Below are 23,832 nucleotides of genomic sequence, written 5' to 3'. Positions count from 1 at the left end.
TGATGACTAGCCGGCAGTGGCGGCTTGTTCGACTGCCAGCCACGCCCGCGCACGCGCGATGGCGTTGCGGACAAGACCGGTGAGCGCTTCCGTGCCCGCAAGGCTGCCCCACAGTGCAGTGTTCCGGCAGTACACGGCAACCGGGTCGTCGGCCTCGAGCATGGCATGTGCGGCAACCGGATCGAACTGGCCATCCTGGTAGGCATACGGCAGCGTGCCCGCTTGCCAGCGCTCCAGGAAGACGAAGAACAGCGCCGGCAGCATCGCCGTGGCAAGGGGCACATGCCCGCGCGCAAAGGATTCTGCCAGCGTGGGCGTAATGAACCCGGGGATTTTCGAAAAGCCGTCCGCCGCCACGCGCTGGTTGGTGTCACGGATGTGCGGATTGGCAAAACGGTCGAGCACAGTGTCGCGGTAGGCGGCCAGGTCGATGGGGCTGGGCTGGTTGGCCGTGAGACACGGGATGACATCGTCGGTCACGTAGGCGCTCGCCATGCGGTGGATGGACGGCACGGCCACGCTTTCATCGATGGTGTGCAGCCCCAGGAGCGTGCCGGCCCACGCGATGCAGCTATGGCTGGCGTTGAGCACGCGGATCTTCGCTTCCTCGTACGGCAGCACCGAGGCGACGAACTCCACGCCCACGCGTTCCAGCGCGGGCCGCCCGGCGCGGAAGTCGTCTTCCACCACCCATTGCGCAAAGGTCTCGGCCATCACGGGGCAGCGGTCTGGCCAGCCGGTTTGTGCGGCCACGCGTTGGCGCAAGGCGTCGGTGGGGCGCGGCGTGATGCGGTCGACCATCGTGTTGGGCGTGCTGGCGTGTGCGTCGAGCCAAGCGAGGAGCTCCCTGTCACCGGGCTCGCCGCGCAGTGTGAGGAACTGACGCAGGCCGCTGCGGAAACGCTCGCCGTTGTGGCGCAGGTTGTCGCAATTGAGCAGCGTGAGGGGAGCGCCGCCGTGCTGCAAACGCAGGCGCAGCAGGCGCGTCAGTGCGCCGTAGAGCGTGCTGGCACCGCCGCGCAGGTCGGCGGCGATGTCCGGCTGCGTGGCGTCGAGCTGGTGCTGCTGGTCGAGGTAGTAGCCGCCTTCCGTCACGGTGAACGAGATCACGCGCGTGTCGGGTGCTGCGCCGATCTCGCACAGTGCCGCCAGTTCGGCATCCCACGGCACGACCGCGTCGATGGACTGGATGCGCGTGTATTGACGATGACCGGCGGTGTCGACTGTCTCCAGTGTGTAGGCGCCGTGCTGGGCGGCGAGGTCATGCAGCAGCGTGCCGGCATCGTCGCGGATGTTGGCCAGCGCCAGGCGCCACGATGTGTCGCCGGTCTCGCGAAGGCGATGCAGATACCACGCCTGGTGCGCGCGGTGGAAGGAGCCGGCACCCAGGTGCAGCCAGGTGGAAGAAGCGTTGGGGGAAGACATGGTCGGGGCGTGCAACGTTGGGCGGTGTGAACCTCAGGCGGCCTGTTGGGACTGTTGGGACTGTTGGGCCTGCAGGCGCGGCAGCGCGCGGCCTTCGGCGTCGAACAGATGGCAGTGCGCGGCGTCGGCAGACAACGTGATGGCGCTGCCGTGCGCGAGCCGGGTCGATTCCGGCACGCGCAGCACCAGGCCGTCGGGTGCGGCTTCGCAGTCGGCATGCAGATACGCCACGTCGCCCAGGGACTCGATATGCGTGACGGTGCCCCGCAGGCTGCCGGCCGCGTCGAGATGCAGATGCTCCGGCCGGATGCCGAGCGTGACGGCATCCCCCGCACGCAGTTCACCCGGCGACACGGCCACCGGCTGTTGGCCCCCCGCGAGCGCCACGGAGACGCCCGATGCATCGGCACGATCGACGACGCCACGCAGGAAGTTCATCTTGGGCGAGCCGATGAAGCCGGCCACAAACTGGCTGGCCGGATGGTGATACAGCGTCTGCGGAGAGCCGACCTGCTCGATGCGTCCGTCACGCAGCACGACGATCTTGTCGGCCAGCGTCATGGCTTCCACCTGATCGTGCGTGACGTAGATCATGGTGGTCTTCAGTGCGTCGTGCAGGCGGGCAAACTCGAGGCGCATCTTCACGCGCAGCGCGGCATCGAGGTTGGAGAGCGGCTCGTCAAACAGGAAGACCTTGGGCTCGCGGGTGATGGCGCGACCGATGGCCACGCGCTGGCGTTGGCCGCCGGAGAGCTGGCGCGGTTTGCGATCGAGCAGCGCATCGATGTGCAGGACTTCGGCGGCGCGACGTACGGCAGCGTCGATGGCGTCGCGCTTCATGCCCGAGAGCTTCAGCCCGAAGGCCATGTTGTCGTACACGCTCATGTGCGGGTACAGCGCGTACGACTGGAACACCATCGCAATGCCGCGCTTGGCGGGTACCACGTCGTTCACGCGCGTGTCACCGATCAGCAGGTCGCCGGCATCGATGCCCTCCAGGCCTGCAATCGTGCGCAGCAATGTCGACTTGCCGCAGCCCGATGGGCCGACGAAGACGACAAATTCGCCATCGGCAATGTCGAGGTTGATGTCGTGCAGGACGGTGTTCTGCTCGTAACGCTTCTGCAGATTGCGCAGGGTCAGGCTGGCCATGGCGAGGTCTCCTTGGGCGTGTTCTGTGTGCGGATCAGGCGGGCGTGGCAAGCGTCGACGTCAGCGCGTCGGCCAGGGCCCGCGTGTCGGTAAAGACGTGGCGCGCGCCGGCAGCCAGCAGGCGCTGCGTGGCGACTGCCGGCATATGCGCCACGCCGGCAAAGCCGAATACGGTCAGGCCGGCGGCTCGGGCGGCGCGCACGCCGGTGTCGCTGTCTTCAATGACGAGGCATTGCGCGGGGCTGGCGCCCAGGCCCGCGCAGGCGGCGAGGTACACATCCGGTGCTGGCTTGGGCCGCGGTGTTTCATAGGCGCTATAGATGTGCGGGCCGAACACATCGAGCAGGCCCGCTCTGCGCAGGCTTGCTTCAATGCGCGGCCGGCTGCTGTTGCTGGCCACGGCCTTGGGCTGCGGCAGCGCGGCCAGCAGGTTGGCAATGCCGGGCACCGGCTGCGATTGCGTGGCGCAGTCGTGTTCGACATCGGCCAGCACGCCGGCCAGTTGCGTGTCGGACAGATGAAAGCCGATGCTGCTCTGCAGCTCCGTCAGCAGCGCCATCGTGTTCATGCCCAGGCGCGGCTCGAGCACTTCTTCCAGCGCGGGGGGCGAAAGGTGCGGTATGTGCGGACCCAGCGTGCGGATCAGCGCGCGCAGCGCCACCGATTCGCTGTCGATCAGCACGCCGTCGCAATCACAGATCAGGTAGGCCGGGGCGCGCTCGTTGGTGTGCTGTGTCATTTCACCGCCCCGAACGTCAGCCCACGCACCAGTTGCCGTTGTGCCAGCCAACCCAACACGAGGATCGGCGCAATCGCCAGTACAGACGCTGCCGACAGCTTCGCCCAGAACAGCCCCTCGGGGTTGGAGTACGACGCGATGAACACGGTGAGCGGCGCGGCATCGATGCTCGTCAGGTTCAGGCTCCAGAAGGCTTCGTTCCACGACAGGATCAGCAGGAGCAGTGCGGTGGAGGCGAGCCCCGGCAGCATCGTCGGCAGCAGCACGTAGACGAGTTCCTGCCAGAGGTTGGCGCCGTCCATGCGCGCGGCCTCGAGAATCTCGCGCGGCACATCGTTGCAGTAGGTGAAGACCATCCACACGGCAATCGGCAGGTTGGCGAGCGTGTAGACGATGACGAGCGCGGTGATGGAGTCCAGCAGGCCCGCCGTCTTCGCCAGCAGGTACACCGGCAGCAGCACGCCCACGGCCGGCATCATCTTGGTCGACAGCATCCACAGCAGCACCTGCTGCGTGCGCTTGTTCGGGAAGAACGCCATCGCATAGCCCGCCGGAATGGCAATCGCCAGGGCCAGCAGCGTGGAGATGATCGACACCGCCAGCGAGTTGCCGAGAAAGCTCGGGTAGTGCGCGCGCTCCAGCACCTCGCGGAAGCTGTCGAGCGTCGGCGTGAACAGGAGCGTGGGCGTATAGGCCGCCTGCTCGGTCTTGAAGGCGGTCAGCGCTGCCCAGGCGATAGGGAAGAACAGCGCCAGGGCAATCGCCCACGCCAGCACACCGGCCAGCCGCGTGCGCCAGGTTGAGGTGAGGGTGCTCATTGCTCGTGCACTCCCTTCAGGTTGCGGGCCAGCATGCGGACGAGGAAGAACGCCACCACGTTTGCCAGCACCACGGCCACGATGCCGCCGGCCGACGCAATGCCGATGTCGAACTGCTGCAGGCCGAGGCTGTAGACGAAGTAGGCGAGGTTGGTCGTGGCTGTGCCGGGGCCGCCCGCGGTGGTGGTGTGGATCTCGGCAAAGATCGACAGCAGGAAGATCGTCTCGATCATCACCACCACGGCAATCGCGCGCTTCAGGTGCGGCAGCACGATGTGCCAGAAGATGCGCACGGGGCTCGCACCGTCGAGCTGCGCGGCTTCCTTCTGCTCGGGGTCGAGCGATTGCAGCGCCGTCAGCAGGATCAGGAAGGCAAAGGGCGTCCACTGCCACGCCACGATGATGATCACGGAGAGCATCGGGTGCGTGGCCAGCCAGTCCACCGGCTCGGCGCCGAACAGTCGCGCCACCCAGGCGGCCAGGCCGTACACGGGGTGCAGCATCATGTTCTTCCAGATGAGCGCGGCCACCGTCGGCATGACGAAGAACGGGCTGATGACAAGGATGCGTGCCACACCGCGCCCCGCAAACGGCTGGTCGAACAGCACCGCCAGCAGCGTGCCCGCCACGACGCTGATCACCAGCACCGAGCCGATCAGCACCAGCGTGTTGCCGATGGCCGGCCAGAAGGCAGGGTCTTCGATCAGGAAGCGATAGTTGTCGAGCCCCGCCAGGCCGGTCTGATCGGGGTTGAGCAGGTTGTAGCGGCTGACGGAGAAATACAGCGTCATCGCCAGCGGCACCGTCATCCACAACAGCAGCACCAGCACCGACGGCGACACCAGCAGCGTGGGCAGCCAGCGCCGCGCGCCGTTTTGTGGTTGTACGGGCTGTGCGGGTGACGGCGTGCCGCCCATGCCGTTCACGCGCGACTCCAATACATGTTCCATGACACCTCCGGGCGCAGCAGCGGCTGCATCACTTCAGATAGCCGCCTTGGCGCATCGCACGCTGTGCCTGCGATTGCGAGACACGCAGCGCGTCGTCCACCGTCGTCTTGCCCGTGAGCGCGCCGGCAATCGCCTGGCCCACCACCGTGCCGAGCGACTGGAACTCCGGAATCGTCACGAACTGCACGCCGGTGTAGGGCACTTTCTGTGCGGACGGATCGTTCGGGTTGGCCGTTTCGATGGCGTGGCGCACGAAGGCCGAGAACGGCGCGGCTTTCTGGTAAGCGGGGTCGTCATACGTCGATGCGCGCGTGCCCGGCGGCACCTCGCCCCAGCCCTGCGCCTTGGCCACGGCGCGGATGTAGTCCTTCGATGTCGCCCAGGCCGCGAACGTCTTGGCAGCCTCCGGCGATTTCGACGACTTCGGCACCGCGAGCGCCCAGATCCACAGCCAGTGCGAGCCCTTGGGCGTGCTGGCGATGGGCGCATTCGCAAAGCCCACCTTGTCGGCCACCTTGGAATCCTTCGCGCTGCTGACCATGCCGGCCGCGACGGTGGCGTCGATCCACATGCCGCACTTGCCGCCCGAGAACAGCACCAGGTTTTCGTTGAAGCCGTTGCTGCTTGCACCGGGCGGGCCGTATTTCTTCAGCAGGTCGACATACGTGTTGACTGCCTGTTTCCACTGGGGCGTGTCGATCGTCGGCTGCCATTTCTCGTCGAACCAGCGGCCGCCGAACGTGTTGACCATGGTGGACACCAGCGCCATGTTTTCGCCCCAGCCCGCACGACCGCGCAGGCAGATGCCGTACACGCCCTTGGCCGGGTCGTGGAGCTTGGCGGCGAACTGGGCGATGTCGTCATACGTCGGCTGCTCGGGCATCTTCAGGCCCGCCGCGCTGAACAGATCGCGCCGGTAGTACGTCATCGAGCTTTCGGCATAGAAGGGCACGGCGAAGAGCTTGCCGCCCTGCGAGAGACCATCGCGCACCGTCGGCAGCAGGTCGGCCGCGTCGTAGCTGGCGGGCATGTCCAGCGGCGCGAGCCAGCCCTTCTTGGCCCACAGCGGCGCTTCATAGCCGCCGATCGTCATCAGGTCGAACTGGCCGCTGCCGGTCGCGATGTCGGTGGTCACGCGCTGGCGCAGCACGCCTTCTTCCAGCGTGACCCAGCGCAGTTTGATATCGGGATGCGCCTGCTCGAACTGGGTCGACAGTTTCTGCAGCACGATCATGTCGGGGTTGTTGATCGTCGCGATCGTGAGCGTGGTGGGCGCGGCGTGCACGGAAATGGCGGTGAAGGCCGGGAGGGCAGCGAAGGCGGTCAGCTTGAGTAGCCGGGATGGGCGGGCCATCCCGCGCAGAAGCGTGCGGAACATGCAGTCGTCTCCTTTCTTGGAATGTGGCGATGCGGGCGCACCACCAGGACTTGCTTCGGGATTTGAGCAATTGTCCGTGTTGTGAGCAAATAATCGGATGCGATGTTGCGGTTGTCAAGCAAATGCTCGTTGAAAGGGCAAAAGCACGCTACGATGCATCCCATATCGCCGAGGTACTAGAGGAGGCGCTGCGTGTCCAAGCAGCAAGAGAAGCGAGACCAGGCCGCGCGTGCCGCGTGGCTTTACTACGTGGGCAACCACACGCAACACGACATCGCCGAGCAGTTGGGCGTATCGCGCCAGATCGCCCAGCGGCTGGTCGCCTATGCGGTGGAGCACGGGCTGGTGAAGGTGCGCGTGACGCACCCGGTGTCGACGTGTCTGGAGTTGGCCGAGAGCCTGCGCAGCCGTTTCCGGCTGGAGACCTGCCACGTGGTGCCCACCCATGCCGACGACGCCGACGCCGCCCAGCGCATGATTGCCGTGGCCGCTGCGGAAATCATGGAACGCCATCTGCTGGCCGACGCGCCGCGCGTGGTGAATGTCGGCTCAGGCCGCACGCTACGCGCCGCGATCGACCAACTGCCCGACCTCGACCGGCCGCAGCACCGCATCGTCTCGATGGTCGGGGCGATTGCGGCGGATGGGTCGTCCAACCGCTACGACGTTGCACTCGCCGCCGCGGAAAAAACCCGCAGCCGCTACTACCTGCTGCCCGCGCCGCTCGTTGCCGACAGCGCCGAAGACACGCGCCAGTGGTGTCACCACCGGCTCTACGGCGTGGTGGCCGATCTGGCGGCGCAGGCGGATGTCACCTTCATCGGGGTCGGCACGATCGGGCCGGGTTGCCCATTGCAGGTCGACGGCTTCATCAGCGCGAAGGATGTGGACGATCTGCTCGCCCATGGCGCGGCGGGCGAGCTGATCGGCCGACCGATCGATGCCCAGGGCCGCTTGCTCGATGTGCCGTTGCAGAGCCGCATTACCAGCTTGCCGCTCAAGCCGATGCCGTCTCGCCCCGTCATCGCCGTTGCCGGCAGCGTAGCGAAGGCGGGCGCGATTGGGGCGGCGTTGCGAGGCGGCTGGCTGACCGGTCTGGTGACCGACGAAGCCTGCGCGCAACGCATCCTGGCTGCATTGGACTGAACCCACCACACCGAGGACGCGATGCTCGAACTCCGCCCGACCTGCGAACACTGCAACACCGCACTGCCGCCCGACGCGACCCACGCGCGCATCTGTTCATTCGAATGCACGTTCTGTGCGACGTGTGCGGACGGCGTGTTCGGCAATGTCTGCCCGAACTGCGGCGGCGGTTTTACGGCGCGGCCGATCCGCCCGTCGAAGGATTGGAAGAACGGCAACTTCCTGGGCAAGTATCCGGCCAGTACGACGGTCAAGCATCGCCGGGCGGACTTGGCCGCGCATGCCGAACTGGCGGCGGCCGTTGGATCGACGCCGCCGGAAAAGCGCTGACCGGACTGCGAAAACGCGCGCGGCCTAACGCGGCTCGGGTGCCGGCAACACCGGTGTGACCTTGTACCCGCGTGCCGCCAGCAGCGCCGGAATCCCTTTCGGCCCGATCATGTGCAGCGCCCCCACGGCGCCAAATATGCGCTGGCCGCTGTTGTGCACGCGCGCAATGTTCTCAGCCATGGCGCGGTTGCGGTTCGTCACCAGGCGCTGGAAGGCGCGTTTGTCCGACGCCGTCTTCAGGCAATCGCACCACTGCGGGTAGTGCTCGAGCGTGCTGAGGTCGCTGTCGGCCCAGGCATTGGCGAGCGTGAGCGTCTGCGTGCGCGCCTCGCCGGATTCAATCGCGTCGAGCACGGTATCGAACTGCTGCGCAACCTCGTTCTTCGGCACGATCTCGTTGAGCACGCGCACCTGCTGCGCCAGCGTTTCGAGCGGCACGATCGGCAGGTGCACGCTCTTGGCGTAGGTGGTGAGAAACAGGTCGATGCCGAAATCCGGATAGAGTCCGTCCGTGCGCACCCCCAGCACCGCCAGCGAGGCCAGTTGCATGGTCGGCTGGAACTTGCGGATCTGTGTGAGGGCCGTGTCGGGCAGGCACGCCGCGGACAGCAGTTTGTTGAAGCGTTCGCCGCGACGGCCGGTCAGGAGCCGGCGGTCTTCTGCGCTGTTGTGTGCGGTCAGCGGCTTGCGGTCGGCGTCCTTGTCGAGCAGGTCGAGTTCGAGCGCGATGCTGTCGACTTGCTGAAGCGCGCTGCGCACGGTGGGGCCGGGCAGCATCCAGTCGGCCCGCGCAACGTGGATCGTGCCGTAAAGCCACGAGGTGTGACCATTCTTTTCGATGCGCCAGAGCAGGCCGTGATCGGTCGCGCGTTGGGCGGCGGCGGCCCAGCCGTCCTTGGGGATGAAGCTGGAGGCGGGTGGCGGACAGTTCGGAGCCGATGCCGATGCCGGTGCCGGTGCCTGTGCCGGCGTGGCGTCTTGCGCGACAGCCGTGCCGGCGCCCGCCAATAGGAAAAACGCGGCCGCGAGCGCGCGCCACGTGGTGTGATTGCGTGCCATTTGGCTGCTCCCCGAATATTGTTGTGTCGTCTGTCCAGTGTAGCGGGCGCAAGCCATTGCGTGCCGCGGGATGATCCCCCCAGCCGCGCTATTCGCTCAGCTTCGGTGGCACGGCATGCGCGCCACGCGTCTCACGAAACCACAGCGCCAGGCTTTCGTCTTCCAGGGCGTAGGCGCCGCGGGATTCCTTCCAGATCAGGTTCTTGTCGCGCAGGGCGTCCAGCGCGGCCTGCACCGTGGCGGTAGAAAACTCGCTGTGACCCAGCTTGGCCGCATACGCCTTCATCGACTCTTCCGAAAACGGCGAATAGCCTTGCCCGCGTTCGATCAGCACCGCCAGCACGGCGCGCTGGATTTCCGTCAGCGCGCTGTAATCGCTTTCGATCTCGCCCCAGATGCGGTCCCGAAAACCCTGCGCGCCGCGCTTGAGCAGCTCGCCCAGGCTGGCGGCTTCACCCAGCTCCAGGGCGATCTCGCTGACGATGCCCTTGAGCATCTCCGGTCGGTGCCCGACCAGTTGGAAGGCGGCAAACATGTCGTCTTCCTTGAACTGGTTGTTCGGCGCCAGGTGCTGGTTGACCCACGCCGTGTACGCCGACACATAGGGCCGCCCCAGCAGCGGGAAGTTGGTCACGCGCGAGCCGAAAAACGGCTGCGTGCGATTGAGCAGGAGGTTGGCGAGCTTGTCGCGGTTCGACCCTGTAAAGACGAGGAAGAGGCGCGGTTCGACCACGCCCTGGTTCATCTGGTCGCGCGCGGCCTTGAGCGCGAACATGGCGTTGGTGCCGGCCTCGGTGGACAGCGCGTGCTGCGCCTCGTCGATGATCAGCACGACGGGCCGCTGCACCGCCTTGTAGAGCACATCGAGCGCGTCGGCCAGGGTGATGCCCGGCGGGAGCCCGATCTTGCCGAGGTTGAACGTGAACGTACGCAACACGTCGACCTTCTCCATGCCGGCCTGCTTGGCGAGCTTCGCGATCGGGCCGTCGAACTGGGCCAGCTTCGATTTGATGGCGTCGGCGATCAGCAGGCCGGGGTCGCGGGCGCGGTCGGCCCATAAGTCCACGTAGATGGCGATCCACTTGCGGCGCTCGACCTCCGGCACCAGGTCTTCGCGCAGGAACGTGCTTTTGCCGGTGCGCCGGGGCGCCGCCAGGAACAGGCCGGAGCGCGCATCGGCCAGGCCCTTGCCTTCCAGGCTGTCGCACAGCGTGTTGGCAAGGTCCTGGCGGTGGAAGTTGAAGCGGCCGGTATCAGTGTCTGAATCCATGGAAAGCCCTGTTTTAGACTCGATTATGGAAATCGGTATAAATTATAGTCGATTCAATAATTAAGGCTAATTCCGCCTGAATTGCCAGCGGGATTGCAGTCAGCTCCGCCGAGATTTGCAATTGCGCGGCACTGTGCCGCAGGCAATTCGGGGAACTGTGTGCAGCGCTATACTCCACACATTCTGACGTTGCCTATCCATGCTCCATCGCCGCTGGCTCTTCCTCGTCTGGCTTGCGATCGTACTGAACGTACTGTCGCCGGTGCTCGCCTCCGCACGCGCGGCGGCCACGGGCACGCTCGACGTCGAGCTGTGTAGCGCAACGGCCCCGCATGGCAGCACCGTGCAGGTGGCCATCGAACTGCAAGGCGATGGCTCCGCCGACGGTTCGGGCGCCCACCACAGCGTGGCGCACTGTCTGTATTGCCCGGGGTTTGCTGCCGGGCTGGCGCTGGCCTCGGTTCCGGCGCTGGATGTTCCTTCCGCCCATTTCGTCTATCGCGTGCGGCAGCCGGCCACCCCGGCACCCGTGTACGCGCGCAGTGCGTTGCGCGTGGCCGAGTCGCGCGCGCCTCCCGTATCTCCGTCGTTGTCGATCTGACGCGCCTGCGGACGTAACGCCGTGGCGCCTTTGCGTTCGGCCCCGCTTGGGCCGACGCCATCGCAATCCGGAGACCTTTCCGATGTCATTCCACAAGCGCACCGGGGCCGCTGCCCCTAAGCGCACGCTGGTGTGCCGTGCTGCGCTCGCGCTGAGCGCAGCGGCACCGTTGTCTGCTTTTGCCGCCGACGATGCGGCCTCCGTGCCCCTGCCTGTCACACAGGAACTCGCGCCCACCGTGGTGCGGGCCAACGCCAACCCTGCGCCATTCGCCCGCAATACGCCGGCGGTCGTGCAGAGCGTCACGGCCGAACAGCTCGCCGACCGCAACGTCGTCACCACCGAAGACGCCGTCAAATATCAGCCCAACGTGATGGTGCGCCGCCGCTTCATTGGCGACCGCAACTCCATCTTCGCCGGCCGCGATTTCAACGAGATTCAAAGCGCACGCGGCCTGCTGTATGCCGACGGCATCCTGCTTTCGAACCTGCTTGGGTCAAGCTACAGCTTCCCGCCGCGCTGGTCGATGGTCGGGCCGGACGACCTGGCGCGCGTCGATATTCTGTATGGGCCGTTCTCTGCGCTGCTGCCGGGCAACTCGATGGGCACGACCATTGCGATGACGTTGCGCCGTCCCGAAAAATTCGAGGCCGCGGCGCAGACGCAGATCATGAGCCAGCACTACAACGATGCCTACGGCTTTTCGCGCAACGTCACCGGCAACCACGAGAGTGCGTCGCTGGGCGACCGAATCGGCAAGTTCTGGTATGCGCTGTCGGTCGACCGGCTGGAGAACGACAGCCAGCCGATGCAATACGCCACGCCCAACTCGAGGTTCACTGCGGGCGGCACGCCCGTGCCGGTCACGGGTGCGCGGCAGGATCTTGGCCCCAACGGCCAGCCGCGCGTGATTCTCGGCCCCCAGATGCTTGAGCGCACGCAGCAGCTGCAAGAGACGCTGCGATTCGGCTACGTGTTCAGCGACAGCCTGGAAGCATCGCTCACGCTGGGCCATTGGGAAAACCATTTCAACGACCAGGCGCTCAGCTTCCTGCGCGATGCGGCCGGCAACACCGTCACGGGCGGCAATGTGCTCATCAACGGCACGCCGTACACGATCGCCCCGAACACCTTCGCCCCGCAAAACGGCGACCAGGAAAACTGGCTCTACGGCCTGGGCGTGAAGGGCAAGATCGGCGGCTGGAAGATCGACACCAATGCGTCGGCCTACAACGTTTCGCGCGACATCCTGCGCGCGTCGAACACGGCGGCCGGCAATGGACCCGGCACGGTGTTCTACGGCGACGGCACCGGCTGGTCCAACTTCGACATCAAGGCGACGTCGCCCACGGTGTCCGGCCATACCTTCACGACTGGTTACTACTACGACCAATACCACCTGCGCAACCAGACCTTCAACGCAACGAACTGGTCGGCGGAAACGCTATCCACGTTGAAGTCCAGTTACCAAGGCGACACGCAAACGCAGGCCGTGTTCCTGCAGGACGCGTGGGCGTTTGCGCCGCGCTGGCTCGCCACGCTGGGCCTGCGCTACGAAAGCTGGCGCGCCTACAACGGCCAGCTCGGCAACGGCACGAGCACGTTGGGCTACGCCAGCCGCACCGAAGACGCGTTTTCGCCCAAGGCGGCCATTCAATGGCAGGCCACGCAAGACACGCTGCTGCGCTTGTCGTACGGCCGTGCAGTGCGCTTTCCGACGGTGGCGGAGCTGTTCCAGGGCACGATCAGCGGCAACACGATCGTCAACAACGACCCGAATCTCAAGCCTGAGCGCGCCAATGATTTCGACTTCACCGTCGAGCAGGCCGTGCCCTACGGTGTGCTGCGGACCAGCCTGTTCCAGAGCGACGTGCGCGACAGTATCTACACGCAGACCAACATTACCGTCACGCCCAACGTGACGAATGTGCAGAACGTCGATCGCGTGCGCACGCGCGGCATCGAACTGGCGTACTCGGGACAGGACGTTTTGCAGGGCGCGGGCCTGCGTGGCGTGGACGTCGAAGCCAACGTCGCCTTCACGCAATCGAAGACGCTGGCCGACGCCGCCAACCCGACCTACGTCGACAAGACCTGGCCGCGCATGCCGCGTGTGCGCGCCAATCTCTTTGCGAGTTGGCATGCCACGCCCGACTGGACGGTCGGCGCGGGTGTGCGTTACTCCGGCCGCCAATACGGCACGCTCGACAACACCGATGTGCTGCCGAATGTCTACGGCGGCACCAGCAGCTTCTTCACCGTGGACCTCAAGGCCAGCTACCGTATCGACAAGCACGTCACGCTGGCGCTGGGTGTCGACAACCTGACCGACCGGCGGTATTTCGTGTACCACCCGTATCCGTCGCGCACCTTCTATGGACAACTGAAATGGCGCCTGTAATGCAGTCGATTCCTCGATTCCTTGCCGGTGCGCTGCTGGCCTTGGCGGCCACGGTGGCGGCCGCGCATGAAGGCCATGACCACGGCGCCATGGCAGGCAAGGCTGCCGCCAAACCGCAGCTCGCCACGACGGCCGCGTTCGACAAGGCAGGGCGGCTGTGGGTGACGTGGGCGGAAGGGCAGCACGTGGTGGTCGCTTCGTCCGACGATCTCGGCAAGACGCTGTCCGCGCCGCAGCGCGTGAACCCGCAACCCGAGCCGATCTATACCGACGGCGAGAACCGCCCGAAGGTCATCGCCAGCCCGGACGGTGCGCTGTATGTGAGCTGGTCGCGCCCGCTCGATGCGCCGTACACGGGCTTCGTGCGTTTCTCGCGCTCGCTCGACGGCGGCAAGACGTGGAGCGCGCCAGTCACCGTCCACCACGATCGCCAGCCAATCACGCACCGCTTCGATTCGATTGCCGTCGACAGCGCCGGCCGCATCTTCGTCACGTGGATCGACAAGCGCGACCTGTTGCGCGCGCAGGCAGCCAAGCAGCCGTATGACGGCGCGGCGGTGTACTACACCGTTTCGACCGACCGCGGCGCCACCTTTGCGCCCGAGCGCAAGATCATCGACCAGACCTGCGAATGCTGCCGCATTGCGCTCGCGCCTGATGCCGACGGCCACATGCTCGCCCTGTGGCGCAACGTGTTTGCCGGGCAGATTCGCGATCACGCGTTGGCAACATTACCGATTGGTAATGCGCCGCTTGCCGTCACGCGCGCGACGTTCTCGGAGTGGCGCGTCGATGCGTGTCCGCACCATGGCCCCGCGTTGGCCGTGACGGCCGATGGCGTGCGGCACATGGCGTGGTTCTCTGTGCTACAGGACAAGCCGGGCCTGTTCTACAGCCGGCTCTCGGCCAACGGCAAGCCGATCGGCGACGCTTGGGGTTTTGCCGGTTCGCCACAAGCCGGCGCGCAGGCATCGCACCCCGCATTGCTCGCCGCGGACGGCGCGCTGTGGCTGGTCTGGAAGCAATTTGCCGACGACCGCATGCAGATCCTGCTGCGCAAATCCACGGACGGTGGCGCACACTGGACAGCGCCCGCCAGCGCGGCAAGCACCAATGGCGGCAGCGACCACCCGCAACTGCTCACGCGCGACGGCCATGTCTACCTGTCGTGGCGCACGCAGGCCGAGGGCTACCGGCTGATCGATATCGGCAATGTCAGCCCGTCCAATCCATCATTGGAGGCATCGAAATGAAGGGGCGATGGAAATCGTTTGCGACGGGCGTGGCGCTGGCCGCAGCCGCTTTTGCAGCGCAGGCCGCGGGCGCCCTGCAATTTCAGCCGCTGCATGCGCGCGATGTGCCGGCACTGCTGCAGACGCCACAGGCGCGCCCGCTCATCGTCGAAATCTGGTCATTGGATTGCAGCTACTGCCGCGAGAACATTGCCCGCATCGCGCAATGGCGGCGCACCGCCAAGAAGAACGTCGATGTGGTGATGGTGTCGATGGACGGCCCCGAGCAGGCCGAGATGCTGAACCGCGCCCTGGCGCCGCTGGCCCGCGACGGGAAAATCGACATTGCCCGCGTGCCGCAATACGCCAATGCCGAAGACATGCCGGAACGACTGCGTGCCGCGCTCGACCCCGGCTGGCAGGGCGAGATGCCGCGCACGATCATCCTGCGCCCGGACGGCAAACGTCATGCATCGAGCGGCTTGCTGACGCCCCAACTATTGGAAACAGCGCTCAGGGATTAATCAGAAAACGACACGGACCCCCCTCGTTGTTGGGGTATGGCGGGGGGCGTGCACTTTTTATAATGGCCTCGCTTTGTGAATTCCGGCGCATTGCTCGTTCACAAAGCACACCCGACCATCTTTCGTCGTCAAAGGCTGAAGATGTTAAGCCCGCTCGCCCCCCGGCCCGCGGGCTTTTTCTTTGCCCGGTCGATACTGAATCTGTACTGCCCGGGACTGTGCGGTGGCGGGGGCGGATGATAACGCGCTCTCAGCGCGCTGTCGCGTGCGAAGAAGAGGGGTATGCCGTGGATGGGCGTTCCGCGTCGTTGGAAGCGGCTCCCAGGCCGACGGCCACGGCGGCCAGTAAGACCGCAAGACCGCGCGCGATGTAGAACACCGCTTGCGCCCCCGCTATTTCCGATTCGGCAGATGGGGTCTCGGCAATGTGGGCGTGCCAGGCACTGCGCGTGACACGGTAGGGCAGCGGATCGCGATGGGCCCGCGGCGGGGGCGTGCGGCGTGTCGGATGAGGCTGCATGTGCGACATGGCGGTTCTCCTCATGCTCAAGCGTGCGACCAGGCGCGCCAGAACAGCAGCGCCGTCATCGAAAAACCGAAAGTGGAAATCAACGCCCGTACCACCGGCACCGGCAAACGCTTGCCAACATGCGCGCCGAGATAACCGCCCAGCGCCGCGGCCACCAGCATGACCAGCGTCTGCGGCCACCACACCATGTTTGCCAGCGCAAAACAGAGCACCGCCACGAGGTTGGTCGCGCCCACCAGCAGTGTGCGTGATGCGTTCAGTGCTTTGATGTCGTCGTGGCCGAAGAGGGCCCAGACGGCCATCATCATGATCCCGACCGCGCCGCCAAAGTAGCCGCCATAGATGGCCAGCGCGCCTTGCGCGATCAGCAGCGTGGTGCGGCCGATCTGCACGCGCCGGCGCAGCCACGCCCCGGCCTGCTTGCCGAAGGTGAACGCCAGCGAGCCAATCAGCAGCAGCCACGGCACGATGAAATCGAACGCGCGAGACGACGTGTTCATCAGCAGCAGCGCGCCGAGCAGTCCGCCCACCAGGCTGATCGCGACCATGGCGCGCATCGAGACATGCCCGAAGCCGCGATAGTCCGCGCGATACGCCCAGGCCGACGTGGCCGCGCCCGGCAGCAGCGCGACCGTGCTCGACGCATTGGCAAAGACCGACGGCACACCCGCGAACATGAGCGCGGGCAGGGTGACAAACGAGCCGCCGCCCGCCAGCGCATTCATCATGCCGGCGAGCAGGCCCGCGCCAAAAAGCAGCGGCGTGGCGGATTCCATTGGGGGCGATGTCTGAGGTGTTCTGTTTTTAGGTGCCTCAGTTTCGGACACTGGCGACCCCGCCGCAATGTGCGATACATTGACCTAGCCTCAGCGTAGGACTGAGGCTGACGCCAATTTTGAGACGCATCGTGCGCTTTGACCTCACAGACCTCCGACTCTTTCTCCACACCGCTGAAGCCGGCAGCATCACTGCGGGCGCCGAGCGCGCGCATCTGACATTGGCGTCGGCCAGCGCGCGCATCCGCGGGATGGAAGACACACTGGGCGTGCCGCTGCTCACACGCAACCGGCGCGGCGTGGAAACGACCGCGGCCGGCCGCACGCTCGTCCACCACGCCCGCGTCGTGCTCCAACAGATGGACCGCATGCGCGGTGAGCTGGGCGAATACGCGCGTGGCTTGAAGGGCTACGTGCGGCTGCTTTCCAACACGGCCGCCATGACGGAGTTCCTGCCGGAAACGCTCAGCGCTTTTCTGGCCGCGCATCCGGAAGTGGACATCGACCTGGAAGAGCTGGTGAGCCACGAGATTGTCGAAGCGATTGCGCAGGGGCGCGCCGACATCGGGATCGTCAACGACGCGGTCGACTTGTCGGGGCTGGAGACCTTTCCGTTCCGCCACGACCGCCTCGTGCTGGTGACCGCCCGCGACCATCCGCTGGCCGAGCGCCGCGAGGTGGCCTTCGTTGAAACCTTGCAGGAAGATTTTGTCGGCCTGACCGGCGACAACGCATTGCAGGCCTATCTGGCGGGGCACGCGGCCCGCGCCGGCCATCGGCTCAAATACCGCGTGCGGTTGCGCAGCTTCGATGCCGTCTGCCGCATGGTGGAACGCAACGTTGGCGTGGGGGTGATTCCCGAGCATGCGGCGATCCGGCTGCAGCGCTCCATGGGCATCCGCCGTGTGCGCCTGACCGACGCCTGGGCGACGCGCCTTCTGCGGATCTGCGTGCGCCATTTCGACGACTTGCCCGTCTTCGCACGCCAGCTGATCGAGCATTTGCGCGAGGCCTGAGCGGGGTGCGTGTCCGTCATTTGGCGGAGAGATGCTGTTTGAACTCGCACGGCTGAAAACGCGTCGGTACACTGCAAGCAGTTGCGGGCCGTCCAGCCACTGACGTGCGGCGCCGCACCAACCCTCCGCTCATGGAGCACATCATGGCGTCTGCCGGTGTTCCCCCAGGTGTTCCGCCGATCGGCCTGCTGCACGCGGCGCGTGCGCTGCGCATCTATCGGCGCCACGAGATCAATGCGCTGGCGTGGATCGCGCTGGGCGTGTGCCTGCGCAGCCCGGCGCCCATGGTGGCCATCAGCGTTGCGCTGCTGATCGTGTGCGCGTGGTCGCTCACGCGGCACATCCAATATATGAAGCCGCTGTATGAGCTGCCGGTGTTCAGCCGATTGCTCGCACACAGCGGCATGGCATTCGCGGCCATCAACGCGGCGCTGCTGGCGGTGGAACTTGCCACGGGTGCCGGACGCGGCGCATGGTTCGACGCCGACGGCTGGCTTGCCCCCGCGTGGCCGCAGATTTTGCCGGACATGGCCGGCACGATCGAGCTGATGCTCGTCAGCGCGCAATGGATCGTCGTGCTGGGCGTGGTGATAGCCGCAACGGCCTGGGCGTGGCTGAGCCTGGGCGGGGGCCGCTCGTTGCGCTTTCCGCCGCGCTCGCAATGAGTGCATGGCTCGGGACAATCCGGGCTGGTCTGGCGAAGAAATTCCTCCTATAAGTGGCGATGTCGGTTGCAGGTGCGTTTCTGTAGCGCCCGGACTGTAGCGCCCGGACGAGGCGTGCTGTTGGAGCGCGCATCCCACGCTCCGAACCTCAGGAGACAGGCATGACATCGCTGGATGCCTTCCTGCGGTGCCGCGACTTTCTGCTCGCGCACCGTGAGGATTACGACACCGCCGTGCGCGATTTTGCGTGGCCCGAGCTGGACCGCTTCAATTGGGCGCTCGATTATTTCGACACCATGGCGCGCGGCAACGACGCCATCGCCCTCTGGGTCGTCGACGATCAGGGCAACGAGACGCGCCTGTCGTTCGCGCAGATGGCCGAGCGCTCGGCGCGCGTGGCCAACCATTTGCGGGCACTGGGCGTCCAGCGCGGTGACCGCATCCTGCTCATGCTCGGCAACGTGCCCGGCCTCTGGGACGTGATGCTCGCCAGCATCAAGATCGGCGCGGTGATCATCCCGGCCACGACGCTGCTCACCGCCGAAGACCTGCGCGAACGCATTGCCATGGGCGAGGTGAGCCACGTCGTGGTGGGCGCGACGGATTGCGCCAAGCTCGACGCGGTATCGGGCACCTTCACGCGCATCGCGGTCGGCACGGACAAGGCGCCGGCGGGCTGGCACCGCTTTGAAGACGCCTACGATGCCCCGGCCGAATTCACGCCGGATGCGCCCACGCAGGCGAGCGATCCGCTGCTGCTGTATTTCACGTCCGGCACCACGTCCAAACCCAAACTCGTGATGCATACGCAGGCGAGCTATCCGGTCGGGCATCTGTCCACGCTGTACTGGATCGGCCTGCGCCCGGGCGATGTGCACTGGAATATCAGCTCGCCCGGCTGGGCCAAGCACGCGTGGAGCTGCTTCTTCGCGCCGTGGAATGCCGGCGCCACCGTCTTCATCTACAACTACGCGCGCTTCGAACCCAAGGCGGCGCTCGACGTGCTCTGCCGGGCCAAGGTGACGACACTATGCGCGCCGCCCACGGTGTGGCGCATGTTGATCCAGGAAGACCTGGCCGCGTGGAAGCCCGCGCTGCGCGAACTCGTGGGCGCCGGCGAGCCGCTCAACCCGGAGGTGATCGAACGGGTGCGCGCCGCGTGGGGCATCACCATCCGCGACGGCTATGGCCAGACCGAAACCACCTGCCAGATCGGCAACAGCCCGGGGCAGCCCGTCAAGCCGGGCTCGATGGGGCGCCCGCTGCCGGGCTACCGCATCACGCTGCGCGACCCCGACGGCCACGAGGCGGAAGAGGGGGAGATCTGCATCGAATTGAATGCACGGCCGACCGGCCTGATGGAAGGCTACGCCGGCAACGCCGACAAAACCGCCGAAGCGATGCGCGGCGGCGTGTATCACACCTCCGACATTGCGGCGCGCGATGCCAGCGGCTACCTGACCTACGTCGGCCGCGCCGATGACGTGTTCAAGGCATCGGATTACCGGGTCAGCCCGTTCGAGCTGGAAAGCGTGCTGATCGAACACCCGGCCATCGCCGAAGCCGCCGTTGTGCCGAGCCCCGACCCGCTGCGCCTGGCCGTGCCGAAAGCCTTCCTGGTGCTGCGCGCGGGGCATGAAGCCGGGCCGGAACTGGCGCGCGACATCCTCCGCTTTTGCCGCAGCCGATTGGCTTCATACAAGCGCGTGCGCCGTATCGAATTTGCCGACCTGCCCAAAACCATCTCGGGCAAGATCCGGCGCGTCGAACTGCGCATGCGAGAAGCCGCGCGCAGCGAGAACACCGCTGGCGTACGCAACCTGCTGGAATATTGGGAAGAGGATTTCCCGACCGACTGATATGGGATGCGCGTGTTGGGTTTTTGCGTTTTGGCACCCACGGAACGTGCGGCCCCCCGACCGCACGTTCCGGTGCGCCAGCGCTGAGGGACGTCAGCGCGACGAGCGAGGGACCAGGCGCAGTTGACGCACGCGATCCAGGTCGTAAGCGGGGACGCCGCCGTGCGGCAGCGATGCCCGTGAGGCGGCCAGGTCGCGACCACGCACGATGACCGGCGCGAGCGAGCCAGCGCGGATCAGGTCCGACGCAGCCAGCTCGATCCAGTCGCGGTAATTTCGATAGACCTCTTCGGCCGTGATCTTCTGATGTGCGCAATCGCAGAGCGACAGGGCTTCGGATGTGACGAAACAGCTCACGACCTTGCCGTCGACGATGGCTTGGAAGAACAGGTCGCCTACGGACCTGAAGGTCTTGCCGGTGAATGAAATGTTCATGATGCTCCCCCCATTGACCAGGCGCGCCGGATGAGTGGCGTGCCCCACATGCCGCTTTCGCGGCGTAGTGGCCACATGCAGGAGCGTGATTTCCGAATGGAGGGATGACGATGCTCCAGATGCTGAATCCATCCGGATGCGGTTGACCCAGTAAAGCGGGTCGGACTATCCCTCGGTGCCGTTATGCCGGTCTGTCAATTCGGTGTTTGACTGCGATTCGCTCTCGCGCTGCGACCTTCCCCGTACAGAATTTGCTTATGTTTTTATGGTTACCACAACCGGTGCAGCAGCCCGAGACCTACGGCGATCGAGATGGCCAGCATCCAGAGAAACACGGTAGAGGCGCGCGTTGGGAGGCGCGTTTGAAAAAGGCGCCGACGCGTAGGAATCACCTGCCAATTGGCAGTGTGGCGTTCCCACCCCAGGCGAGCAGTGAAGCCCGATGTTCCCCGTTTCATTGTTCCCATGGCTCGCTCCCGAAAGCTCGTCGATGCCGCGTATTTAGTTTTATTTAATTCTGCTTTTCTTCGATTGCATTCTAGGACACTCTATGCAGACCGCCAGCGCCTCTTGGCATGATTCTTATCCTCCATTTGGCTCATAAACGGGAGGTTTAGGACATATTGGGGGTGCGAATATGAAGTGATATTCATCACTTCCCAAGACGATTAATCGACGCGCAAACGCTTACGTTTCAAACGCCTTGTCGATCGTGCTTCGCAACCTGCCTGCAAGGTACCGCCGATACAGTCATGCGCCTTCGTTGGGGCATGTTGCAAGTCTGCACAGAAGCGGGGCGCCCAGCGTAAAACAGCAAGAATGCAACGCCGCTGCGGTACAGTGCCGCCGGGCCGGCAAGGCATGAGAGAACGTGCAGGACATCAACATGACGCAAGCAAGACACGCCCGGAACATCAGGGCGTTCGCAGGGTTCGGGCGTTTGGGGAGCGCCGCCCTGGTGGCATCGACAACATGGGTGGTAACGACCACCGCGCTCGCTGCCCCGCCAAGCCTGGCAACGCGCCGTGCCGCCGTGGAGTCGACCTTGGCGCATGCGGCCAGTTGCCAGCATCTGGGCGATTACTACTGGGAAATTGGCGACGCCGGCGGCGTGCTGATGCGCGGGCAGCAGGGCCAGCGCATCGGTGCCAACAAGACGGTTCGGCTGGCATCGGCATCCAAATGGGTGTTTGGCGCCTACGTGGTCGAACGGGCCAAGGGCAAACCCACACCTGCCGAAATCGATGCACTCACCATGCGCTCCGGCTACGACGGGCTCAATCCGCTGCTGTGCAATCGTAACGACACGGTGCAGAGCTGCTTTGAGCGCGGTCGCAACGCGACTTTCACACCCGGGCACGTCGGGCGTTTCAGTTACAACGGCGGCCATGACCAGAAGCTGCTGATCGATCTCGGCCTGGGCCGCGCTGACGCCGAGGCGCTCAACAACGACCTCGACCGCCAGCTTGCCAATACCCCGGGCCTGCGCGACGGTGGCCAGCCGCTCGGCATCCGCTACCTCGCGCCCGAGCCGGCCGGCGGGATGATCGCCACGCCGTCAGGGTATGGGCAGTTCTTGCGCCGCCTCATTCGCGGCGAATACCAGCTCGGCAAGATGCTCGGCCAGCATGCCGTTTGCACGGAGCCCGGCACCTGCCCGACGGCGGTCAGCACGCCGGCTGCCCAGCCGTGGCACTACGCGCTCAACTACTGGATCGAGGATCAGCCCGGCGGCGACGGCGCGTTCAGCTCGGCCGGTGCGTTCGGCTTCTATCCGTGGATCACCGCCGACAAACGCTACTACGGCATGCTCGTACGCGAGACGCTCGGCCCCCGCGCCTATGTGCGCAGCGCGGCATGCGGCGCACTGATCCGCCGCGCCTTTGCGGACGGCAAACCGCAGCACCCTGCGGAAGGCGCCGGCAGCGCCGATTTCGCCGACTGACAGACCCCGTAGGTCAAGCGGGCAAGCCATCGCCTAACGTGGTTGAAGGTGGCGCCGCATCCTGTCGGCATTCTCGAGCGCCTTCGGCACGCCGGTTGCGACGCACGGGCCACCTACCTACATGGAGATGGCCCATGGTCCGGCACCCCCTGCGCGGCAGCGAACGCACCATTCCTCAAGACGCCCGCATCCTCGGCGATGCGCACCCCGCGGAGCAGATCCGCGCGCTCGTGCAGTTGCGCCGTCCGAATGAGGCGGATCTGGATGCGCGCCTGTCCGGATTTGCACACGCGCATGCAGCGGGAACGCCACCGCCCACGCCCCTCACGCGCGAACAATGGGCTGCCCAGTTTGGCGCCACCACAGACGACATCGACGCCGTCCGCAACTTCGCCCGCGAACACGGTTTGCAAGTCGTCGACGTGAGCGTGGCCGCCGCCACCGTCACGCTCGAAGGCGCCGTCGAACAGTTCTGCAAGGCATTCGATACGCATCTGCATCGCGTGGCACATGGCGATTGCGAATACCGTGGGCGTTCCGGCCCGCTGCGCTTGCCGGAGTCGTTGCAGGACGTGGTCGTTGCCGTGCTGGGGCTCGACTCGCGTCCGCAGGCGGAGCCGCATTTCCGTTTCCTGCCGCTGCCCACGGGAACGACTGAGCCCGGAGGCCTCCGCCCCGCGCGTGCAGCGCCCACGGCGTCGTACACGCCGGTGCAGCTCGCGCAGCTCTACGGTTTTCCGCAGGGCGATGGCGCGGGCCAGTGCATTGCGTTGATTGAACTTGGCGGCGGCTATCGGGAAGACGATCTGCGGGCGTACTTCCAGGAGCTGGGCGTGCCGATGCCGACGGTGACAGCCGTGCCGGTCGGGCAGGGCGCCAATCGGCCCACGGGCGACCCGGGCGGCCCGGACGGCGAAGTCATGCTCGACCTCGAGGTGGCAGGCGCTGCGGCACCGGGCGCCACGCTGGCCGTGTACTTCACCGTCAATACCGATGCCGGCTTCGTGCAGGCCATCAACGCTGCCATTCATGACACCAAGCTGCGGCCATCGGTGGTGTCCATCAGTTGGGGCGCACCCGAAAGCGCCTGGACGCCCCAGGCCATGCAAGCCGTGAACGCCGCACTGCAAAGCGCGGCGACGATGGGCGTGACGGTGTGTGTGGCCTCGGGCGACAGCGGCTCCAGCGACGGCTTGCCTGATCGCACGGACCACGTCGACTTTCCTGCCTCCAGCCCGTACGCGCTCGCCTGCGGCGGCACCAGCGTGCGCGCCAGCGGAAACCGCATCGCCGAGGAAACAGTGTGGAACGACGGCGCGCAGGGCGGTGCGGGCGGCGGCGGGGTGAGCGCCGTCTTTGCGCTGCCCAGCTGGCAGCAAGGCCTTGCGGCGCAGCAGACGCGGGGCGCGAGTGTGCCGCTGCCGCGGCGCGGCGTGCCCGATGTATCGGCCGATGCCGACCCGCTGACGGGCTACGTCGTCCGGGTGAATGGCGAGACCGGTGTCGTGGGTGGCACCAGCGCGGCCGCGCCGCTGTGGGCTGCGCTCATCGCGCGCATCAATGCCATCAAGGGGCGGCCGGT

21 protein-coding genes and 1 pseudogene are annotated in these 23,832 nt (G+C 66.0%); 11 read left to right on the top strand and 11 right to left on the bottom strand.

Annotated elements, in window-relative coordinates; translation table 11 throughout:
• Positions 1-6 precede the first annotated feature (6 nt).
• Genes dalD through ABIC76_RS02145 form a run of 6 tightly spaced genes read right to left on the bottom strand, consistent with a single transcriptional unit; the run spans position 7 to position 6,462 of the window.
• Positions 7-1,425: a D-arabinitol 4-dehydrogenase gene (gene dalD, locus ABIC76_RS02170; protein ID WP_354532817.1), complete on the bottom strand. Its 1,419-nt coding sequence runs from the start codon at positions 1,423-1,425 to the stop codon at positions 7-9.
• Between the two features lie 33 nt (positions 1,426-1,458).
• Entirely contained in the window at positions 1,459-2,577 is a 1,119-nt protein-coding gene (locus tag ABIC76_RS02165) for an ABC transporter ATP-binding protein (RefSeq protein ID WP_354532816.1), read from the bottom strand.
• Positions 2,578-2,611: 34 nt separating this feature from the next.
• The gene (locus ABIC76_RS02160; protein WP_354532815.1) at positions 2,612-3,316 is read right to left on the bottom strand and encodes an HAD family hydrolase; all 705 of its coding nucleotides are present in this window, start codon (positions 3,314-3,316) and stop codon (positions 2,612-2,614) included.
• Positions 3,313-4,134: a carbohydrate ABC transporter permease gene (locus tag ABIC76_RS02155; protein ID WP_354532814.1), complete on the bottom strand. Its 822-nt coding sequence runs from the start codon at positions 4,132-4,134 to the stop codon at positions 3,313-3,315. Before ABIC76_RS02155 ends, ABIC76_RS02160 begins: the two co-directional genes overlap by 4 nt.
• Positions 4,131-5,084, bottom strand: coding sequence for a carbohydrate ABC transporter permease (locus ABIC76_RS02150; RefSeq protein ID WP_410003894.1), 954 nt, complete (start codon positions 5,082-5,084; stop codon positions 4,131-4,133). Before ABIC76_RS02150 ends, ABIC76_RS02155 begins: the two co-directional genes overlap by 4 nt.
• Positions 5,085-5,112: 28 nt before the next feature.
• On the bottom strand, positions 5,113-6,462 hold the full coding sequence (locus ABIC76_RS02145) for an ABC transporter substrate-binding protein (protein ID WP_502947828.1): 1,350 nt from the start codon (positions 6,460-6,462) through the stop codon (positions 5,113-5,115).
• Between the two features lie 192 nt (positions 6,463-6,654).
• Between ABIC76_RS02145 and ABIC76_RS02140 the strand changes: the two genes are divergently transcribed.
• Both ABIC76_RS02140 and ABIC76_RS02135 read left to right on the top strand, forming a co-directional pair.
• The gene (locus tag ABIC76_RS02140) at positions 6,655-7,608 is read left to right on the top strand and encodes a sugar-binding transcriptional regulator (RefSeq protein ID WP_354532813.1); all 954 of its coding nucleotides are present in this window, start codon (positions 6,655-6,657) and stop codon (positions 7,606-7,608) included.
• 21 nt (positions 7,609-7,629) lie between these two features.
• The gene (locus ABIC76_RS02135; RefSeq protein WP_206273578.1) at positions 7,630-7,938 is read left to right on the top strand and encodes a DUF1272 domain-containing protein; all 309 of its coding nucleotides are present in this window, start codon (positions 7,630-7,632) and stop codon (positions 7,936-7,938) included.
• A gap of 24 nt (positions 7,939-7,962) precedes the next feature.
• On the opposite strand, the gene ABIC76_RS02130 is transcribed toward ABIC76_RS02135, so the two are convergent.
• Positions 7,963-8,997: a TraB/GumN family protein gene (locus ABIC76_RS02130; protein WP_354532812.1), complete on the bottom strand. Its 1,035-nt coding sequence runs from the start codon at positions 8,995-8,997 to the stop codon at positions 7,963-7,965.
• A gap of 88 nt (positions 8,998-9,085) precedes the next feature.
• Complete coding sequence (locus ABIC76_RS02125) at positions 9,086-10,267, bottom strand: ATP-binding protein (RefSeq protein WP_027679186.1); 1,182 nt, start codon at positions 10,265-10,267, stop codon at positions 9,086-9,088.
• A gap of 199 nt (positions 10,268-10,466) precedes the next feature.
• On the opposite strand from ABIC76_RS02125, the gene ABIC76_RS02120 reads away from it, so the two are divergent.
• The 4 genes from ABIC76_RS02120 (at position 10,467) to ABIC76_RS02105 (ending at position 15,025) form a co-directional block, all read left to right on the top strand.
• Entirely contained in the window at positions 10,467-10,868 is a 402-nt protein-coding gene (locus ABIC76_RS02120; protein WP_354532811.1) for a DUF2946 domain-containing protein, read from the top strand.
• An 82-nt stretch (positions 10,869-10,950) separates the two neighbouring features.
• Entirely contained in the window at positions 10,951-13,269 is a 2,319-nt protein-coding gene (locus ABIC76_RS02115) for a TonB-dependent receptor (protein ID WP_354532810.1), read from the top strand.
• Complete coding sequence (locus tag ABIC76_RS02110; protein WP_354532809.1) at positions 13,269-14,522, top strand: sialidase family protein; 1,254 nt, start codon at positions 13,269-13,271, stop codon at positions 14,520-14,522. The genes ABIC76_RS02115 and ABIC76_RS02110 overlap by 1 nt, the downstream gene beginning before the upstream one ends.
• Positions 14,519-15,025: a redoxin domain-containing protein gene (locus ABIC76_RS02105; protein ID WP_354532808.1), complete on the top strand. Its 507-nt coding sequence runs from the start codon at positions 14,519-14,521 to the stop codon at positions 15,023-15,025. The genes ABIC76_RS02110 and ABIC76_RS02105 overlap by 4 nt, the downstream gene beginning before the upstream one ends.
• A gap of 250 nt (positions 15,026-15,275) precedes the next feature.
• Here the strand turns inward: ABIC76_RS02105 and ABIC76_RS02100 are convergent, their stop codons facing one another.
• A complete protein-coding gene (locus tag ABIC76_RS02100) occupies positions 15,276-15,554 on the bottom strand; it encodes a hypothetical protein (RefSeq protein ID WP_354532807.1) in 279 nt (92 codons plus the stop codon).
• A gap of 17 nt (positions 15,555-15,571) precedes the next feature.
• The gene (locus ABIC76_RS02095) at positions 15,572-16,330 is read right to left on the bottom strand and encodes a sulfite exporter TauE/SafE family protein (protein WP_354532806.1); all 759 of its coding nucleotides are present in this window, start codon (positions 16,328-16,330) and stop codon (positions 15,572-15,574) included.
• A gap of 131 nt (positions 16,331-16,461) precedes the next feature.
• Here ABIC76_RS02095 and ABIC76_RS02090 point away from each other — a divergent pair, with 131 nt between their 5' ends.
• From ABIC76_RS02090 to ABIC76_RS02080, 3 genes are all read left to right on the top strand, one after another.
• The gene (locus ABIC76_RS02090; protein ID WP_354532805.1) at positions 16,462-17,346 is read left to right on the top strand and encodes a LysR substrate-binding domain-containing protein; all 885 of its coding nucleotides are present in this window, start codon (positions 16,462-16,464) and stop codon (positions 17,344-17,346) included.
• Between the two features lie 143 nt (positions 17,347-17,489).
• Positions 17,490-18,011, top strand: coding sequence for a hypothetical protein (locus ABIC76_RS02085; protein ID WP_354532804.1), 522 nt, complete (start codon positions 17,490-17,492; stop codon positions 18,009-18,011).
• Positions 18,012-18,172: 161 nt separating this feature from the next.
• Complete coding sequence (locus ABIC76_RS02080) at positions 18,173-19,870, top strand: AMP-binding protein (RefSeq protein ID WP_354532803.1); 1,698 nt, start codon at positions 18,173-18,175, stop codon at positions 19,868-19,870.
• 93 nt (positions 19,871-19,963) lie between these two features.
• Here ABIC76_RS02080 and ABIC76_RS02075 read toward each other — a convergent pair whose 3' ends face one another.
• On the bottom strand, positions 19,964-20,305 hold the full coding sequence (locus ABIC76_RS02075) for a DUF1488 family protein (RefSeq protein ID WP_027679177.1): 342 nt from the start codon (positions 20,303-20,305) through the stop codon (positions 19,964-19,966).
• Positions 20,306-21,191: 886 nt separating this feature from the next.
• On the opposite strand from ABIC76_RS02075, the gene ABIC76_RS02070 reads away from it, so the two are divergent.
• Positions 21,192-22,250, top strand: a complete 1,059-nt coding sequence (locus ABIC76_RS02070; protein ID WP_354532802.1) for a serine hydrolase family protein — start codon at positions 21,192-21,194, stop codon at positions 22,248-22,250.
• Positions 22,163-23,797 (top strand): annotated as a pseudogene (locus ABIC76_RS02065) (S53 family peptidase); the annotation flags it as partial. The gene ABIC76_RS02070 and the pseudogene ABIC76_RS02065, both read left to right, overlap by 88 nt.
• Between the last annotated feature and the right edge of the window lie 35 nt (positions 23,798-23,832).

Source organism: Ralstonia sp. 1138, assembly GCF_040544795.1.
In the GTDB taxonomy this organism is placed as follows: Bacteria; Pseudomonadota; Gammaproteobacteria; order Burkholderiales; family Burkholderiaceae; genus Ralstonia; species Ralstonia flatus.
The sequence above is the reverse complement of the archived record's forward strand: the minus strand, read 5'-3'. Positions and strand labels throughout refer to the sequence as shown.